Here is a 16,204-nt window from a genome sequence, read left to right as displayed (position 1 = left end):
AAGGAGGTTCACGTGGAGGAACGCGGAGACCGCGACAAGTTCATCATCGGCAGCCTGGTCACGGACTGTCACGTCTTCGAGGGCGACGGCACCCGCCCCATCCGCGAGGAGAACGTGCGGATCATCTACGAACCCGAACGGCGAAGGGTGCAGCTGCCCGCCGAGGTCCAGCGCTGGCGCGGGGAGATCGAGGCCGAACAGCAGCGCAAGAAGGCCGCCGGCCAGCACTTCGCGTGGAACAACCCCCGGTTCGCCGTGGAGAGCGTCATCGTCTCCCGGACCAACGAGACCGAGGAGCCCCTGATCCAGCTCAGCCTCTGCGACGCGGACTACTACGACTTCCTCGCCACCTCCGTCAACCTCGACAGGCCCCTGCGCGAGGGCTCCGACGCAACCTTGCGGTCGCAGTACCTGGAGAACGCGGACCCCGTCAGGGCGCCCGCCTTCCTCTCGTGCAGCTTCGGCGTCAACGTGGCGGTCGAGACGGGCGTCGACAAGAAGATGGTCTTCGCCCGCCGGAGCACCGTCGTCGAGGGCCACAACAAGGAGCGCTGGAACTCGTCGGTGAACGAGGGCATGGCGGCGAACCACGACAGCCCCAAGGACGGCTCACCGATGAGACTGCACTCCGTGGCCCGCCGTGCGCTGCGCGAGGAACTCGCCGTCCAGGACGACGACCCGGTCGAGCTGGAACTGCTCGGCTTCGGCCTGGACGTCCGCAACCACCAGTGGGCGGTCTTCTACCGTGCGGTGCTCACCGACCTGAGCGCCGACGACCTCGTCGCCCGCCGCAGCAAGGGCGTCGAGGACAAGTGGGAGCACGACAAGTTCGCGTTCGTGCCCGCGGACCCGGACAGCGTGCTCGACTTCCTGCTCACCCCCGGCAGGAACTGGACTCCCTGCGCCCCCGCGCTCTTCTACCTGGCGCTGGTCCGGGGAGCGGTTCTGGCCCGGGACGGGAATCCCTCCGGGCGCCTGGACGTCGAGGCCGCGGAGCGCCGCGCGATGAAGCGGCTCCGGGAAGCGGCGGCCGTCCGGTAGGGCGCCGCCACCGTGCGCCGGCGGCACCCGGGGTCAGAAGATGTTGCGCTCCCGGTGCTGCTGGCGCAGTTTGAGGAACTTGGTGCGCACCTGTTCGGTGGGCATCCCGTCCTCGGCCTGGATCAGCAGGTCCGCGAGCGCGTCCCGCGACTCCATGAACCCCCGCCACTTCTGCTGCGGCTTCAGCCAGGTGTCGAAGGCCGTGAGGACGGCGACGCCGAGGGCGAGTGCCGGCACCCACTCGGTCAGCCAGCTCCCGTGCCCGCCGTTCAGATTCTGGTCGGCCGCCACCACCGCCGTGGCGGCGATCAGCAGAATGCGGCTCAGGTAGTACGTCACCCCGTAGTTCAGGGTCGCGATGCGCCAGCGCCGCCGCTCGCGCTCCATCTCCTCCCGGAGAACGCGGGGCAGCCGTTCGATCTCACCACCCGGTTCCGCGGCCACGCTCTCCGGTGCCTGCTCGGCCACACGAACCCCCTCAGCGATCCCTCACCTGCCTGAGCGGGGACATTGTGACCGACGGGCGAGCCGTGCAGGGGCGACTTCAGGACATCCGCGAATCCGGACGGCCCGGCTCCGCCCGGTCGTGCCGCCCGCCGGGACGACCGTGGGCCCGACCCGGAACGCCAGGTCAGGCCCACGGGTACGGCGGTGTCAGCTGTAGCTGTAGAAGCCCGAGCCGCTCTTGCGGCCCAGACGGCCCGCGTCGACCATCCGCTGCAGCAGCGGGGGAGCGGCGTACAGGGGCTCCTTGTACTCCTCGTACATCGAGTAGGCGACCGAGGCGACCGTGTCCAGGCCGATCAGGTCGGACAGCTTCAGCGGGCCCATCGGGTGGGCGCAGCCCATCTCCATGCCGTTGTCGATGTCCTCGCGGCTCGCGATGCCCGACTCGAACATCCGGATCGCCGAGAGCAGGTACGGGATCAGCAGCGCGTTGACCACGAAGCCCGAGCGGTCCTGCGCGCGGATGGAGTGCTTGCCGAGCACCTTCTCCGTGAAGAGCTGCGCCCGGCTGAGCGTGCCCTCCGAGGTGGTGAGCGCCGGGATCAGCTCGACGAGCTGCTGCACCGGAGCCGGGTTGAAGAAGTGGATGCCGATGACGTGGTCCGGCCGCGAGGTGGCGACCGCCAGCTTCACCAGCGGGATCGAGGAGGTGTTGGAGGCCAGGATCGCGTCCGGCCGGGTCACGACCTGGTCGAGCACCTGGAAGATCTCGGTCTTGACCTGCTCGTTCTCGACGACGGCCTCGATGACCAGGTCACGGTCGGCGAACTCGCCGAGGTCGGTCGTGAAGCTCAGGCGTGCCTGGGTCGCCTCGAGCTCCTCCTCGGTGATCTTGCCGCGCTCGGCGGCCTTGGTGAGGGAGTTGAACAGCCGGGTCCGGCCGATCTCCAGGGCCTCGCCGGTGGTCTCGGCGACCTTCACCTCCAGGCCGGAGCGGGCGCACACCTCGGCGATGCCCGCCCCCATCTGACCGCAGCCCACCACGCCGACGCGTGCGATATCTCCCGAGATGCCGGTCACATCGTCCCTTTCGCTGACTCCACGGCTGAGGCAGGTCCGCCGGGGTCCCCGGTGCCTGCTCCGATCGTGCACGTTACCCCCGCAGAGTCGAGGATCCCTCGTCCGGGTCGGGCATGCTGGGATTCCGTACACGATCCGTGACGGTGCGGATCCCCAGCGTTGTGGAGGTCTTCCATGGGCCGAGTCTCACGTCGGGCCTTCGCGGTGGCCGCGCTGTCGGCGTTCACGCCGGCGGCCGTGCCCGCTCCCGTGGCGTCGTCGGCGCCCCTGCCGCCGGGTCCACCGGGTCCGCCCGGGCGGCGCGGGGGCGGACGCCGGGCCGTCATGGAGATGCGGGGCATGTGGCTGGCCACGGTGAACAACCGGGACTGGCCCAGCAGGGCCGGGCTGCGGGCGGCCGAGCAGCGCGCCGAGCTCATCGAGTACCTCGACACCGCGGTCCGGCTCCGCCTCAACACGGTGTTCTTCCAGGTGCGGCCCACGGCCGACGCGCTGTGGCCCTCGCCGTACGAGCCGTGGTCGCAGTACCTGTCCGGCAGCCAGGGCAGGGACCCGGGCTGGGACCCGCTGGGCACGGCCGTGCGGGAGGCCCACGCCCGCGGGCTGGAGCTGCACGCCTGGTTCAACCCGTACCGGGTCGCCCTGCACGACGACCCGTCCCACCTAGTGCCCGCGCACCCGGCTCGCCGGAACCCCGGCTGGGTGGTGCCGTACGGCGGGCAGCTCTACTACGACCCGGGGCTGCCGGAGGTCCGGGCCTTCGTGCAGGACGCGATGATCGACGCGGTGGAGAAGTACGCCGTGGACGGCGTTCACTTCGACGACTACTTCTATCCGTACCCGGTGGCGGGCCAGGCCTTCGACGACGGGGGGACCTACCGCACCTACGGCAGCGGCTTCGCCGCCAAGGCCGACTGGCGGCGGGACAACATCGACCGGCTGGTGCGGGAGACGGCGGCCCGCGTCAAGAAGGCCCGGCCCACCGCCCGCTTCGGCGTCAGCCCCTTCGGGGTGTGGCGCAACGCCGCCACCGACGAGCGGGGCTCACAGACGGCCGCGGGCGTCCAGACGTACGACGACCTGTACGCGGACACCCGTACCTGGGTCCGCGAGGGCCTGCTCGACTACATCGTCCCGCAGCTCTACTGGAACACCGGCCACCCCGCCGCCGACTACGGGAAGCTGCTGTCGTGGTGGGCGGAGACGGCCCGGGGCAGCCGGACACAGCTGTACGTCGGGGAGGCGCTGTACAAGGCCGGCGACCCGGCGCAGCCGAAGGCGTGGCAGGACCGGGACGAGCTGTCCCGGCACCTCGCGCTGGCCGCGGACCACCCGGAGGTGCGCGGCCATGTCTTCTTCGCCGCGAAGGACGTGGCAGAGGACCGGATCGGCGCGATGGCGCGGGTGGCCGCCGACCACTACGGGCAGCCCGCGGGCACCCCGCGCTGATCCGCCGTCCCGTCTCCCGTCGCCTCTGCCGGCGCGTCTACCGGCGCATCTCCCTGTGCCGGATCTCGGTGTCGGGGCCGGGCGAGCACACTCCCTCGTGCCCGTCCTCGAACCGGACCCGGTACGGCGGAGTGCCGGCCTTGCCCATCACTTCGACGATCTCGCCGACCTTGTCGTGCTCGCCGACCACCCGGCCGTGCTGCACCAGCTGGTCGCCCTTCATCGCGTGCATCTGTGAGGCCTCCTCACGTGTGTGCCGCACGTGTCTGCCGCTCAGCCCCGGGACCGCTGCGTGACCGCGATGCACACCAGCACCGCCGCCGCCGTCAGCGGCGCGGCCACCGTCAGGTGCTCGCCCAGGAGAAGTACCGACCACACCAGTGTGAGCAGCGGCTGGGCCAGCTGCAACTGGCTGGCCTTCGGTACGCCGATGGCCGCCATGCCCCGGTACCAGACGACCAGACCGAGGAACTGCGACCCCGCCGCCACCCACAGCACCCCGGCCACGCCGTGGGCGGTCAGGTGCACGGGCTCGTACGCGAGGGCCAGCGCGGTGGCCGGCACGGTGAGCGGCAGACACAGCACCAGCGCCCAGCCGATGACCTGCCAGCCCGGCATCACCCGGGCGAGCCGGCCGCCCTCGGTGTATCCGGCCGCGCACACCAGCAGCGCCGCGAAGAGATAGGCGTCGGCCGTGGTCAGCGCGCCGCCGCTCTGCTGCACGGTGAACGCCACCACGGCCGCCGCGCCGGCCAGGGCCGCGATCCAGAACGTGCGCGAGGGGCGGGTGCCGATGCGCAGCGCGGACAGCAGCGCGGTGGTCAGCGGGAGCAGGCCGACCACGACGGCGGCGTGCGCGGTGGTCGAGGTCTGCAGGGCCAGCGTGGTCAGCAGGGGGAAGCCGAGGACCACGCCCGCGGCGACCACGGCCAGGCCGGACCGGTGGCACCGAGCGGGCGGCGGCACGCGCAGCGCGAGCAGGCAGCCCCCGGCGATCAGCGCGGCGAGGACGCTGCGCACGGCGACCAGGGACCAGGGGCCGAAGCTCTCCAGGCCCCACGCGGTGGCGGGGAAGGTGAGCGAGAAGGCGACGACGCCGAGCGCCGCCATCAGGGTGCCGGAGGACCTGCCGCCCGGCGGCCTTCCCTCGGGTGCCGTGGCCGGGCCGCTGACCGCTATCCCCGCCGGAGCGGTAGCGCTACTCTGTGCTCTCATGCAAGAGCGTAGCAGTGTCGCTGACCTGGCGAACCAGTTGCGGCGAGAGCTCGACCGCTACTCGCCTGATGGAAAGCTCCCGTCCAGCCGTGCCCTCGTCGAGCGCTTCCGGGTGAGTCCGGTGACCGTCTCCCGGGCCCTGGCCCAGCTGGCCGCCGAGGGCCTGGTCGTGACCCGGCCCGGCGCGGGGGCCTTCCGGGCACCCTCACGGCCCGCCGCCGCCCCGGCCGGGGACACCTCCTGGCAGGAGGTCACGCTCAGCGCCGACGGCGCCGCCGAGGTCGTACCGCGCTCCGTGGACGCCTCCGGTGTCCTGGTCTCGCTGGCCGCGCCGCCGCCCGGCGTCGTCGAGTTCAACGGCGGCTATCTGCACCCCTCGCTCCAGCCCGAGCGGGCCATGGCGGCGGCCCTGTCCCGGGCGGGACGCCGCCCCGGCGCCTGGGGCCGGCCCCCGATGGAGGGGCTGCCGGAACTGCGGGAGTGGTTCGCGCGCAGCATCGGCGGCGCGGTCACGGCCGCCGAGGTGCTCGTCACCGCGGGCGGACAGTCGGCGCTGACCACCGCCCTGCGTGCCCTCGCGCCGCCCGGCGCGCCCGTCCTCGTGGAGTCGCCGACCTACCCCGGCATGCTGGCCATCGCGCGCGCCGCCGGCCTGCGTCCGGTGCCGGTCCCCGTCGACGCGGACGGCGTGAAGCCGGCCCTGCTCGCCGACGCCTTCCGGGCCACCGGCGCCCGCGTCTTCGTCTGCCAGCCCCTCTTCCAGAACCCGACCGGCGCCGTGCTCGCCCCCGAGCGGCGCGGCGAGGTGCTGCGCATCGCCCGCGAGGCCGGCGCCTTCGTCGTCGAGGACGACTTCGTACGGCGGCTCGTGCACGAGGACGCGGGCCCCCTGCCGCGCCCGCTGGCCGCCGACGACGCGGACGGCGTGGTCGTGCACGTCTGCTCGCTGACCAAGGCGACCTCGCCGAGCTTCCGGGTGTGCGCCCTGGCCGCGCGCGGGCCCGTGCTGGAGCGGCTGCGGGCCATCCAGGTCGTCGACACCTTCTTCGTGCCCCGCCCCCTCCAGGAGGCGGCGCTCGAACTCGTCGGCTCGCCCGCCTGGCCGCGCCATCTGCGCACCGTCTCCGCCGAGCTGAAGGCCCGCCGTGACGCGATGACGGCCGCGCTGCGCCTGCACCTGCCCGCGTTCGCCCTGGACCACGTCCCGTCCGGCGGCTACCACCTGTGGCCGCGCCTGCCCGACGGCACCGCGGAGGAGGCCCTGACCGCAGCCGCCCTGCGCGCGGGCGTCGCGATCACGCCGGGCCGCCCCTACTTCAGCGCCGAACCCCCGGCCGCCCACCTGCGGCTGAGCTTCGCCGCGGTGGCGGGGACGGGCGAGATCGCGGAAGGGGTGCGGCGGCTGAGCGCGGCCTGGGCCGAGGTGCGCGAGGGGTCGGGGGCCTCCTCCGGGTGACGAGCGGGCGGGGCCTGCGGACGAGGCGTGGGCGGGGCCTGCGCACGACGAGCGGGCGGGGGCTGGGAAACGCGAGAGGCGGGACCTGCGGATAACGGGTCGACGCCGTCCGTCCGCCCCTGCGACCATCCCGGTATGACCGACACGCCGCGCCTGCCCGAGGGCTACGAGATCTCCACCGACCCGGACCGGATCGACGCCGGACGCGTGCACCGATGGCTGTCCACCGACGCGTACTGGGCGCTCGGCCGCAGCCGCGAGAAGCAGGACCGGGCGATCGCCGGATCGCTCAACTTCGGGGTGTACGAGGCGCTGACGGGCGAGCAGGTGGCGTACGCCCGCGTCATCACCGACCGGACGACCTTCGCCTGGCTGTGCGACGTGTACGTCGACCCCTCGCTGCGCGGCAAGTCCCTCGGCACCGCCCTGGTCGGCGCCGTGCGCGAGCACCTGAGGCCGTACGGGGTGCGCCGGATCCTGCTCGCCACGCACGACGCGCACGGGGTCTACGAGAAGCTCGGCTTCAGCGCGCTGGACCGTCCCGACCAGTGGATGGCCCTCGCCTTCGACCGGTGAGCCGTGGCGCACCCTGAGTGACCCACTGGTAACACCTCTTGACCGGCTCACTTCCGAGGCCCACCATCACCGCATGGCGCTTCGGGTCACGTTCGTCGCGGCTGCGCGCAGTTCGCCCCTGCTCGCGGAGCGCTTCGGGGACGACCGGCCGCTGGACCAGGCCGGCTGGGACGAGGTGCTGCGCGCCGCCCCGGACCTGCTGCCGCTCGCGGCGGCCGACCTGCGCTACTGCTCGCCCACGCCCCGCAGCCGCGCCACCGGCGACGCCCTCGGCTACGCCCCGCTGGTCCAACTCGCCCTGCGCGAGTGCGACATGGGCCGCTGGGGCGGTCTGACACTCGGCGAGGCGATGGCCCGGGAGCCGGCCGCGGTGGACGCCTGGCTCGCCGACCCGCGCTCCGCCCCGCACGGCGGGGAGTCGCTGCTCGCCCTCATCACCCGCGTCGGCGGCTGGCTCGACACCCGGCCGGGGGAGGACGGCGACCGCATCGTCGCGGTGGCCGAGCCCTCCGTGATCCGGGCGGCCCTGGTGTACGCGCTGAAGGCGCCGCCCGCGACGTACTGGAACCTCGACGTGCGCCCCCTGTCGACGACCACGCTCACGGGCCGCGCCGGCCGCTGGAACCTCCGCTTCGACGCGGCGGCGGCCTGACACCCCCGCGGGGGACAGGTCCTCAGTCCTCGCGCGTGTAGTCCGTGGTCAGCACCAGGTCCTTCGCCGGGCCGCCCACGCGCCACACCGTGCGCCAGCTGCCGCGGTCCCGGACGGTGAACTCGCCGCGGTAGAGGTCCGCCGCGCAGAGGTGGTCGGCCACATGGCGGCCCGACGTCAGGTCGAGGTCGTGGAAGGGCCGGCCGTCCGCGAAGCGCACCTGGACCGCGCCCGGTGCGGCGCCGTCCGGCGCGTAGCGCAGCGTCCGTTCGGCGGGACGGGTCACGCCCCGCCAGGTGAAGGTGCCCGACTCGTGGCCGCGCAGCCCGCCGTCCTCGCACGTCTCGAACACGGTCGTCCCCTCGAAGCGGCCGTCGTCGCCGCTCGCGAGGTCCCGCACCGACCGCTCCGTGCGCCACCGCCCCGTCAGATACGCCAGTACGTCCGGTACTGGCCAGAACTCGCCCATCCCGTGCCGCTCTCCGTCCCAGGCGTTGCTGCGCGACCCATTGACGCGCATCCGCCCCCTCCCTATGTTGCCGTTCGAAGTGCTGACCACCGTCCGATATTTCGAACGACCCCTCACGAGAGCCGCGGAGTATCCATGTCACGCACCCGCCTGAGACTCGGTCTCGGCGCCACCGCCCTGCTGACCGCCACGGCCCTGCTGCCGTCCCCCGCCCACGCCGAAGCCGTCGCCGACTACACGATCACCGTCGACCCGGCCGCCACCGGCCCCGCGATCGACGACACGATGTACGGCGTCTTCTACGAGGACATCAACCGCGCCGCGGACGGCGGCCTGTACGCCGAGCTGGTCCAGAACCGCTCCTTCGAGTACTCCACCGCCGACAACGGCTCGTACACGCCGCTCACCGCCTGGACGCCCGACGGCACGGCCGAGGTGGTGAACGACGACGGCAGACTGAACGAACGCAACCGCAACTACCTCTCCCTGGCCGCCGGTTCCTCGGTCGCCAACGCCGGCTACAACACGGGCATCCGCGTCGAGAAGGGAAAGAAGTACGACTTCTCGGTGTGGGCCCGCGCCGAGAGCGGCACCACCCTCACCGTCTCCCTCCGGGACAGCGCGGGCTCGCTCGCGCAGGTGCGGCAGGTGGCCGCCCGCGGCGCGTGGCGCAAGTACACCGCCACCTTCACCGCGACCCGCACCAGCAGCCGGGGCAGGCTCGCCGTCGCCACCACCGCGCCCGCCGCCCTCGACATGGTCTCCCTCTTCCCCCGCGACACCTACAAGGGGCAGCCCAACGGCCTGCGCAAGGATCTCGCCGAGAAGATCGAGGCCCTGCACCCCGGCTTCCTGCGCTTCCCCGGCGGCTGCCTGGTCAACACCGGCTCCATGGAGGACTACAGCGCCGCCTCCGGCTGGCAGCGCAAGCGCTCCTACCAGTGGAAGGACACCATCGGCCCGGTCGAGGAACGCGCCACCAACGCCAACTTCTGGGGCTACAACCAGAGTTACGGCCTCGGCTACTACGAGTACTTCCGCTTCGCCGAGGACGTCGGCGCCATGCCGCTGCCCGTCGTGCCCGCCCTGGTCACCGGCTGCGGCCAGAACAAGGCCGTCGACGACGACGCGCTGCTGCAACGGCACATCCAGGACACCCTCGACCTGATCGAGTTCGCCAACGGGCCCGTGACCTCCACCTGGGGCAAGAAGCGCGCCGAGATGGGCCACCCCAAGCCCTTCCACCTCACCCACCTCGAGGTCGGCAACGAGGAGAACCTCCCGGTCCAGTTCTTCGCCCGCTTCGAGAAGTTCCGCGCGGCCGTCGAGGCGAAGTACCCGGACGTCACCGTCGTCTCCAACTCCGGCCCCGACGACTCCGGCACCACCTTCGACACCGCCTGGCAGCTCAACCGCGACGCGGGCGTCGACATGGTCGACGAGCACTACTACAACAGCCCGCAGTGGTTCCTGCAGAACAACGACCGCTACGACTCCTACGACAGGAACGGTCCCAAGGTCTTCCTCGGTGAGTACGCCTCCCAGGGCAACGCCTGGAAGAACGCCCTCGCCGAGGCCGCGTTCATGACCGGCCTGGAACGCAACGCCGACGTCGTCAAGCTCGCCTCCTACGCCCCGCTGCTCGCCAACGAGGACTATGTGCAGTGGCGTCCGGACCTGATCTGGTTCAACAACCACGCCTCCTGGAACTCGGCCAACTACGAGGTCCAGAAGCTGTTCATGAACAACACCGGCGACCGCGTCGTGCCCTCCACGGCCACCGGCACCCCGGCCGTCAGCGGGCCCATCACCGGCGCCGTCGGCCTGTCCACGTGGGCGACGAGCGCGGCCTACGACGACGTGAGGGTGACCTCCGCCGACGGCGAGACCCTGCTGACCGACGACTTCTCCGGTGACGCCTCGCAGTGGACGCACAGCGGTGCCGGAAGCTGGACCGTCCAGGACGGCCAGTACGTGCAGACCGACGCCACCGCTGAGAACACCCTCGTCACGGCGGGCGACCCCGCCTGGCAGAACTACGACCTGCACGTGAGGGCCACCAAGAAGTCCGGCAAGGAGGGCTTCCTCGTCGCCTTCGGCGTGAAGGACACCGGCAACTACTACTGGTGGAACCTGGGCGGCTGGAACAACACCCAGTCCGCCGTCGAACAGGCCACCGACGGCGGCAAGTCGACGCTCCTGTCGAAGGCCGGGTCGATCGAGACGGGCCGCGCCTACGACGTCGACGTCAAGGTCCGGGGCCGCCAGGTCACCCTCTACCTCGACGGCGAGGAGTGGGGCAGCTTCACCGACGACAAGCCGGCCGAGCCCTTCCGCCAGATCGTCACGGAGGACGCGCGGACCGGCGAGCTGATCGTCAAGGTCGTCAACGCCCAGGACACGCAGGCCCGCACGACCGTCGACCTCGGCGGCGCCGAGGTCGCCCCCAGGGCACGCGTCACCACGCTGGCGGCCGGCCAGGACGCGGTGAACACCGAGACGGACACCCCGGTGACCCCGGTGACGTCCTCCTTCCCGGGCGTGGCGGGGAAGTTCACGTACACCTTCCCGGCCAACTCGGTGACCTTCCTGCGGATCAAGCAGAGGTAAGGGGAACCCGCGGACCGCGCGGCCCCCGGCGGGGCGGCCGCGCGGTCACTGCTCCTTTCGCCGCCCGAACCACCCGCGCCCCGCGGAGCGCTGCTGAGGTGCCGCTGCCGCCGGCCCGGCGAACGGCGGCAGGCTCTTGAACCGCTCGTCCAGAGTGACGGTCGGCGTGATCCGGTCCAGCAGGGCCCGGACCCGGGTGAGCGGGTGGTCGGGGAAGTGCGCGTCCCAGGACGCGTCGTCGGCGACGTGGTACGGGAGCCCGCCGGTCACGTCGGGGGCGTACGGGTGGGACCGGAAGTAGTCGGCCGGTCCCACCCGCGCCATCACCGTGGCCTCCCGTATCCCGGTCGTCGCCCCTTCCGCCGCCTGCACCTTCAGGACGGTGCTGCACGCGGCCCTCGGCACCGTCCACGACCCGAGGAACACCTGACCGTGCCCGCTCGGCCGCGGCACCTTGATCAGCTGCCGCACGGCCGGCACCCCGTCCACCGTCCCGTCCAGCGCCTCGATCAGCGCACCGCCCGCCCCGGCAACGCCGTGCGCGAGCCCGGCACGCAGGGGCCCGGACGCCTCGAGCCGGGCGGGGAGGTCGGGGACGAGGGGAAAGAAGTGCACCGACAGCACAGCTCCCTGCGCGTCGGTCCACACCCCCGCCTCACGCTCGGTGAAGCCGGTCAGATCCATGCCGGTGATCGGAGTCATGCCGCTCATCATCGCGGACCGGCGAGGCGCCCGGGGCGTCAGGCCCTGTCGTCACATTCCCGTCTGCCCGGCGGGCGGACGACGGGCATGTGACGACAGGGCCTAGGGGTGAACGACCGCAGGACGGCCGGGCCCCGCTCCGTCAGTCGGTGTCGGTCGCCGCCAGTACCGCGATCCGGCGCCGGCCGGGGGCGAGCGCCGCGATGCCGTAGTCGTGGATCTCGTTGTGGAACCAGTCCGTGTCCGCCTCGAAGTGGAACCAGGTGCTGCCTAGCGCACGGCGCTCCACCTCCCGTGCGCTCGCCCCCGCCGGGGCGCCGCACAGCCCGGCCGTCGACTGCCACGCGGCCAGCCGGCCGTAAGCGCCGTGGACACCCGGGGTGTACATGCCGCCCATCGAGGCGGTCCCGAACAGCAGCGGCCAGATCTCGTGCACCGGCCGGACGGCGACCTCGAAGCGGGCATGGGGCCCCAGCCCCGCCGTGCACGCCATCGGCAGCGACGGGAGCAGCGCCGGTACGTCGTGCGGACCGAGGGCCGCCGGGAACTCGAACACCCAGGCGTCGGCCCCCCAGCCGCCCGCGGTGGCGGCCGCCAGGATCCGGCGGTGATCCTCCGGCGTCGCCGTGTCCCGTGGCGTGGTGCGTGGTGCCGCGTGCGGTGTCGGCGGGTCGGTCCGTCCCCGCACCGGCAGCCCGCCGTCCGTGCCCTGGACGCCGCCGCGTGCCGAGCGGCTCGGGAAGCCGGCGTCCTCCTCCAGCTCGCGCCGCTCGGCGGGCAGCCACGTGAGCGCGTGCCACTCCGGCCGGTACCGGTGCCACGCGTCGAGCGGCGGGAAGCCGGCCGTGTCGACGCCCCGGAGCACCAGCTCGTGGAACAGGCAGGCGCGCAGCTCGTCCAGCCGGTCGCGCCCGCCGCGGCCGAAGACGGCGTCCGCGAGGTCGGCGACCGGCTGGGCCTCGGCGAGCAGCGACGCCGCGAGACGCGGACCGACGTGTGCCGTGGCCGCCGGATGCTCCTCGAACAGCCGCATCAGCTCTTCGACGCCGGCGAGGCCGGGGGTCAGCGCGAGCACCCGCAGGACGTGCGCGAGGTCGCGCTCGTGGGACCGCAGCAGCTCGGCGGCGGCCGCGTGCCGCTCGGCCAGCCGGCCGCCCAGCCGCCCCACCGAGGTGGCCCTCCCCTCCGCGGCGTCCCGCTCGACCGTCTCCCACAACCCCTCGGGCGAGTCGCCCGGCTCCGCTCGCATGGCGGCATCCTGCCAGGGGTGGCTGAGCATCGGTGAACTCGCGTGTACACCGGCTCGTAGAAGCCGGGACGGCCCGCTCGGCTGTCCGGACCCCCACAAGGCCGGTCGGCGTGAGCCAGCGCCTGCGGCGTTGCATAAACGTGCAGCGAAACGTATAGTCATGCCATCCAGGAGGAGGGTTTTCCATGGCGGTACGTGCGGCGGTGGCCGGAGCGAGTGGGTACGCGGGCGGAGAGCTGCTGCGTCTGCTCCTCGCGCACCCCGAGATCGAGATCGGCGCCCTGACCGGCAACTCCAACGCCGGGCAGCGGCTCGGCGCGCTGCAGCCGCACCTGCTGCCGCTGGCCGACCGCGTCCTGGAGGCGACGACGCCCGAGGCGCTCGCCGGGCACGACGTCGTGTTCCTCGCGCTGCCGCACGGGCAGTCCGCCGCCGTCGCCGAGCAGCTCGGCGACGACGTGCTGGTCGTGGACATGGGCGCCGACTTCCGGCTGAAGGACGCCGCCGACTGGGAGAGGTTCTACGGCTCCCCGCACGCCGGCACCTGGCCCTACGGCCTCCCCGAACTGCCGGGCCGCCGCGCCGCGCTGGAGGGGTCCAAGCGCATCGCGGTGCCCGGTTGCTACCCCACCGCCGTCTCCCTGGCGCTCTTCCCGGCCTACGCCGCCGGTCTCGCCGAGCCGGAGGCCGTGATCGTGGCCGCCTCCGGCACCTCCGGCGCGGGCAAGGCGGCCAAGCCCCACCTGCTGGGCAGCGAGGTCATGGGCTCCATGTCGCCGTACGGCGTCGGCGGCGGCCACCGGCACACCCCCGAGATGATCCAGAACCTCGGCGCGGTCGCCGGCGAGCCGGTCTCCGTCTCCTTCACGCCGACCCTCGCGCCGATGCCCCGCGGCATCCTCGCCACGTGCAGCGCCAGGGCGAAGGACGGGGTGAGCGCCGAATCCGTCCGCGCGGCCTACGAGAAGGCCCTCGCCGACGAGCCCTTCGTGCACCTGTTGCCCGAGGGCCAGTGGCCCGCGACCGCGTCCGTCTACGGTTCCAACGCCGTTCAGATCCAGGTCGCGCACGACGCCGCCGCGGGCCGCATCATCGCCATCAGCGCCATCGACAACCTGGCCAAGGGCACCGCGGGCGGTGCCGTCCAGAGCATGAACATCGCCCTGGGTCTCGACGAGACCACCGGACTGACGACGATCGGAGTTGCGCCGTGAGTGTGACGGCAGCAAAGGGATTCTCGGCGGCGGGCATCGCCGCCGGGATCAAGGAGAACGGCAACCCCGACCTGGCCCTCGTGGTCAACACCGGCCCCCGCCGCGCCGCCGCGGGCGTCTTCACCTCCAACCGCGTCAAGGCCGCCCCTGTCCTGTGGTCCGAGCAGGTACTCAAGAGCGGTCAGGTGTCGGCCGTCGTCCTCAACTCCGGGGGCGCCAACGCCTGCACCGGCCCCAAGGGCTTCCAGGACACCCACGCCACCGCCGAGAAGGCCGCCGAGGTGCTCGGCACGGGTGCGGGTGAGGTCGCGGTCTGCTCGACGGGCCTCATCGGCGTGCTGCTCCCCATGGACAAGCTGCTCCCCGGCGTCGAGACCGCCGCCGCCCAGCTCTCCGAGCACGGCGGCGAGAAGGCCGCCATCGCCATCAAGACCACCGACACCGTCCACAAGACGTCCGTCGTGACCAAGGACGGCTGGACCGTCGGCGGCATGGCCAAGGGCGCCGGCATGCTCGCCCCCGGCCTCGCCACCATGCTCGTCGTCCTCACCACGGACGCCGACCTGGACGCCGAGGTGCTCGACCGCGCCCTGCGCGCCGCCACCCGCGTCACCTTCGACCGCGTCGACTCCGACGGGTGCATGTCCACCAACGACACCGTGCTGCTGCTCGCCTCCGGCGCCTCCGGCGTCACCCCCGAGTACGCCGAGTTCGCCGAGGCCGTCCGCACCGTCTGCGACGACCTCGGGCAGCAGCTCATCCGGGACGCCGAGGGCGCCAGCAAGGACATCAAGGTCGAGGTCGTGAACGCCGCGACCGAGGAGGACGCCGTCCAGGTGGGCCGCACCGTCGCCCGCAACAACCTCCTCAAGTGCGCCATCCACGGGGAGGACCCCAACTGGGGCCGCGTGCTCTCCGCCATCGGCACCACCGACGCGGCCTTCGAGCCCGACCGGCTGAACGTCGCCATCAACGGCGTCTGGGTCTGCAAGAACGGCGGCGTGGGCGAGGACCGCGACCTGGTCGACATGCGCTACCGCGAGGTCCACATCGTCGCCGACCTCGCCGCCGGCGACGCGACCGCGACGATCTGGACCAACGACCTCACCGCCGACTACGTCCACGAGAACAGCGCGTACTCCTCATGAGCACCACGCGGAAGCACACCGCCCTCCCGAAGGCCCAGATCCTCATCGAGGCCCTGCCGTGGCTGGTCCGGCACAACGGCAAGACCGTCGTCATCAAGTTCGGCGGCAACGCCATGGTCGACGAGGACCTGAAGGCCGCGTTCGCCCAGGACGTCGTCTTCCTGCACCACGCCGGGCTCAGGCCGGTCGTCGTGCACGGCGGCGGCCCCCAGATCAGCGCCGCCCTCGACAAGCACGGCATCGTCAGCGAGTTCAAGGCCGGCCTGCGCGTCACCACCGAGGACGCCATGGACGTCGTACGGATGGTGCTGGCCGGGCAGGTGCAGCGCGAGCTGGTCGGACTGCTCAACCAGCACGGCCCGCTCGCCGTCGGCCTCACCGGCGAGGACGCGCACACCATCACCGCCACCAAGCACCAGCCCGAGATCGAGGGGCAGCTCGTCGACATCGGACGGGTCGGCGAGATCACCGGCATCGACACCGGCGCCATCGAGGCCCTGCTCGCCGACGGCCGCATCCCGGTCGTCTCCTCGATCGCCCGTTCCCAGGACGACGGACATGTCTACAACGTCAATGCTGATACGGCGGCTGCGGCACTCGCTGCGGCGCTCGGCGCCGAGACTCTCATGGTCCTCACCGACGTCGAGGGCCTCTACGAGGACTGGCCGAACTCCGACGAGGTGATCAGCCGCCTCACCGCCTCCCAGCTCGAGAAGCTGCTGCCCGAGCTGTCCAGCGGCATGGTGCCGAAGATGGAGGGCTGCCTGCACGCCGTGCGGGGCGGCGTCACCACCGCCCGCGTCATCGACGGCCGGGTCCAGCACTCGATCCTGCTGGAGATCTTCACCGACGAGGGCATCGGCACGATGGTCGTGCCGGACGAACAGGGGGAGTGA

At 72.5% G+C, this 16,204-nt stretch carries 16 protein-coding genes; 9 read left to right on the top strand and 7 right to left on the bottom strand.

Features of this window, described 5'->3' with window-relative positions; genetic code table 11:
* Positions 1 to 12 precede the first annotated feature (12 nt).
* Positions 13 to 1,041: a translation initiation factor 2 gene (locus AB0E77_RS14105; RefSeq protein ID WP_361569615.1), complete on the top strand. Its 1,029-nt coding sequence runs from the start codon at positions 13 to 15 to the stop codon at positions 1,039 to 1,041.
* Between the two features lie 33 nt (positions 1,042 to 1,074).
* Here AB0E77_RS14105 and AB0E77_RS14100 read toward each other — a convergent pair whose 3' ends face one another.
* Both AB0E77_RS14100 and AB0E77_RS14095 read right to left on the bottom strand, forming a co-directional pair.
* Positions 1,075 to 1,509, bottom strand: coding sequence for a hypothetical protein (locus AB0E77_RS14100; RefSeq protein WP_361569613.1), 435 nt, complete (start codon positions 1,507 to 1,509; stop codon positions 1,075 to 1,077).
* Between the two features lie 186 nt (positions 1,510 to 1,695).
* On the bottom strand, positions 1,696 to 2,568 hold the full coding sequence (locus AB0E77_RS14095; RefSeq protein WP_361569612.1) for a 3-hydroxybutyryl-CoA dehydrogenase: 873 nt from the start codon (positions 2,566 to 2,568) through the stop codon (positions 1,696 to 1,698).
* Between the two features lie 174 nt (positions 2,569 to 2,742).
* Between AB0E77_RS14095 and AB0E77_RS14090 the strand changes: the two genes are divergently transcribed.
* On the top strand, positions 2,743 to 4,017 hold the full coding sequence (locus tag AB0E77_RS14090; RefSeq protein WP_361569610.1) for a family 10 glycosylhydrolase: 1,275 nt from the start codon (positions 2,743 to 2,745) through the stop codon (positions 4,015 to 4,017).
* A 37-nt stretch (positions 4,018 to 4,054) separates the two neighbouring features.
* On the opposite strand, the gene AB0E77_RS14085 is transcribed toward AB0E77_RS14090, so the two are convergent.
* Both AB0E77_RS14085 and AB0E77_RS14080 read right to left on the bottom strand, forming a co-directional pair.
* A complete protein-coding gene (locus AB0E77_RS14085) occupies positions 4,055 to 4,249 on the bottom strand; it encodes a DUF1918 domain-containing protein (RefSeq protein WP_361569608.1) in 195 nt (64 codons plus the stop codon).
* A gap of 41 nt (positions 4,250 to 4,290) precedes the next feature.
* A complete protein-coding gene (locus tag AB0E77_RS14080) occupies positions 4,291 to 5,232 on the bottom strand; it encodes a DMT family transporter (RefSeq protein ID WP_361569606.1) in 942 nt (313 codons plus the stop codon).
* On the opposite strand from AB0E77_RS14080, the gene AB0E77_RS14075 reads away from it, so the two are divergent.
* From AB0E77_RS14075 to AB0E77_RS14065, 3 genes are all read left to right on the top strand, one after another.
* On the top strand, positions 5,231 to 6,688 hold the full coding sequence (locus AB0E77_RS14075) for a PLP-dependent aminotransferase family protein (protein ID WP_361569604.1): 1,458 nt from the start codon (positions 5,231 to 5,233) through the stop codon (positions 6,686 to 6,688). The genes AB0E77_RS14080 and AB0E77_RS14075 overlap by 2 nt on opposite strands.
* 135 nt (positions 6,689 to 6,823) lie before the next feature.
* Positions 6,824 to 7,264: a GNAT family N-acetyltransferase gene (locus AB0E77_RS14070; protein WP_361569603.1), complete on the top strand. Its 441-nt coding sequence runs from the start codon at positions 6,824 to 6,826 to the stop codon at positions 7,262 to 7,264.
* A 73-nt stretch (positions 7,265 to 7,337) separates the two neighbouring features.
* The gene (locus tag AB0E77_RS14065; protein ID WP_361569601.1) at positions 7,338 to 7,916 is read left to right on the top strand and encodes a histidine phosphatase family protein; all 579 of its coding nucleotides are present in this window, start codon (positions 7,338 to 7,340) and stop codon (positions 7,914 to 7,916) included.
* A 22-nt stretch (positions 7,917 to 7,938) separates the two neighbouring features.
* Here the strand turns inward: AB0E77_RS14065 and AB0E77_RS14060 are convergent, their stop codons facing one another.
* Entirely contained in the window at positions 7,939 to 8,385 is a 447-nt protein-coding gene (locus tag AB0E77_RS14060; protein ID WP_361569651.1) for a DUF6314 family protein, read from the bottom strand.
* Between the two features lie 135 nt (positions 8,386 to 8,520).
* On the opposite strand from AB0E77_RS14060, the gene AB0E77_RS14055 reads away from it, so the two are divergent.
* Entirely contained in the window at positions 8,521 to 10,995 is a 2,475-nt protein-coding gene (locus tag AB0E77_RS14055; RefSeq protein WP_361569599.1) for an alpha-L-arabinofuranosidase C-terminal domain-containing protein, read from the top strand.
* A 45-nt stretch (positions 10,996 to 11,040) separates the two neighbouring features.
* On the opposite strand, the gene AB0E77_RS14050 is transcribed toward AB0E77_RS14055, so the two are convergent.
* Positions 11,041 to 11,697 carry a hypothetical protein gene (locus AB0E77_RS14050; RefSeq protein ID WP_361569597.1) on the bottom strand — a complete coding sequence of 219 codons (657 nt, stop codon included), beginning with the start codon at positions 11,695 to 11,697 and terminating at the stop codon, positions 11,041 to 11,043.
* A gap of 142 nt (positions 11,698 to 11,839) precedes the next feature.
* Entirely contained in the window at positions 11,840 to 12,946 is a 1,107-nt protein-coding gene (locus AB0E77_RS14045) for a DUF6183 family protein (protein WP_361569596.1), read from the bottom strand.
* 185 nt (positions 12,947 to 13,131) lie between these two features.
* Here AB0E77_RS14045 and argC point away from each other — a divergent pair, with 185 nt between their 5' ends.
* The 3 genes from argC to argB are packed head-to-tail and all read left to right on the top strand — an operon-like array spanning position 13,132 to position 16,204.
* A complete protein-coding gene (argC, locus tag AB0E77_RS14040) occupies positions 13,132 to 14,160 on the top strand; it encodes an N-acetyl-gamma-glutamyl-phosphate reductase (RefSeq protein ID WP_361569594.1) in 1,029 nt (342 codons plus the stop codon).
* Positions 14,157 to 15,308, top strand: coding sequence for a bifunctional glutamate N-acetyltransferase/amino-acid acetyltransferase ArgJ (gene argJ / locus AB0E77_RS14035; RefSeq protein ID WP_361569592.1), 1,152 nt, complete (start codon positions 14,157 to 14,159; stop codon positions 15,306 to 15,308). The genes argC and argJ overlap by 4 nt, the downstream gene beginning before the upstream one ends.
* Positions 15,305 to 16,204: an acetylglutamate kinase gene (argB, locus tag AB0E77_RS14030; RefSeq protein WP_361569590.1), complete on the top strand. Its 900-nt coding sequence runs from the start codon at positions 15,305 to 15,307 to the stop codon at positions 16,202 to 16,204. The genes argJ and argB overlap by 4 nt, the downstream gene beginning before the upstream one ends.

Origin of the sequence: Streptomyces sp. NPDC032940 (assembly GCF_040636935.1) — a bacterium.
Classification (GTDB): Bacteria; Actinomycetota; Actinomycetes; order Streptomycetales; family Streptomycetaceae; genus Streptomyces.
Note: the sequence above shows the minus strand (reverse complement) of the source record. Positions and strands in the feature narration are given on the sequence as shown.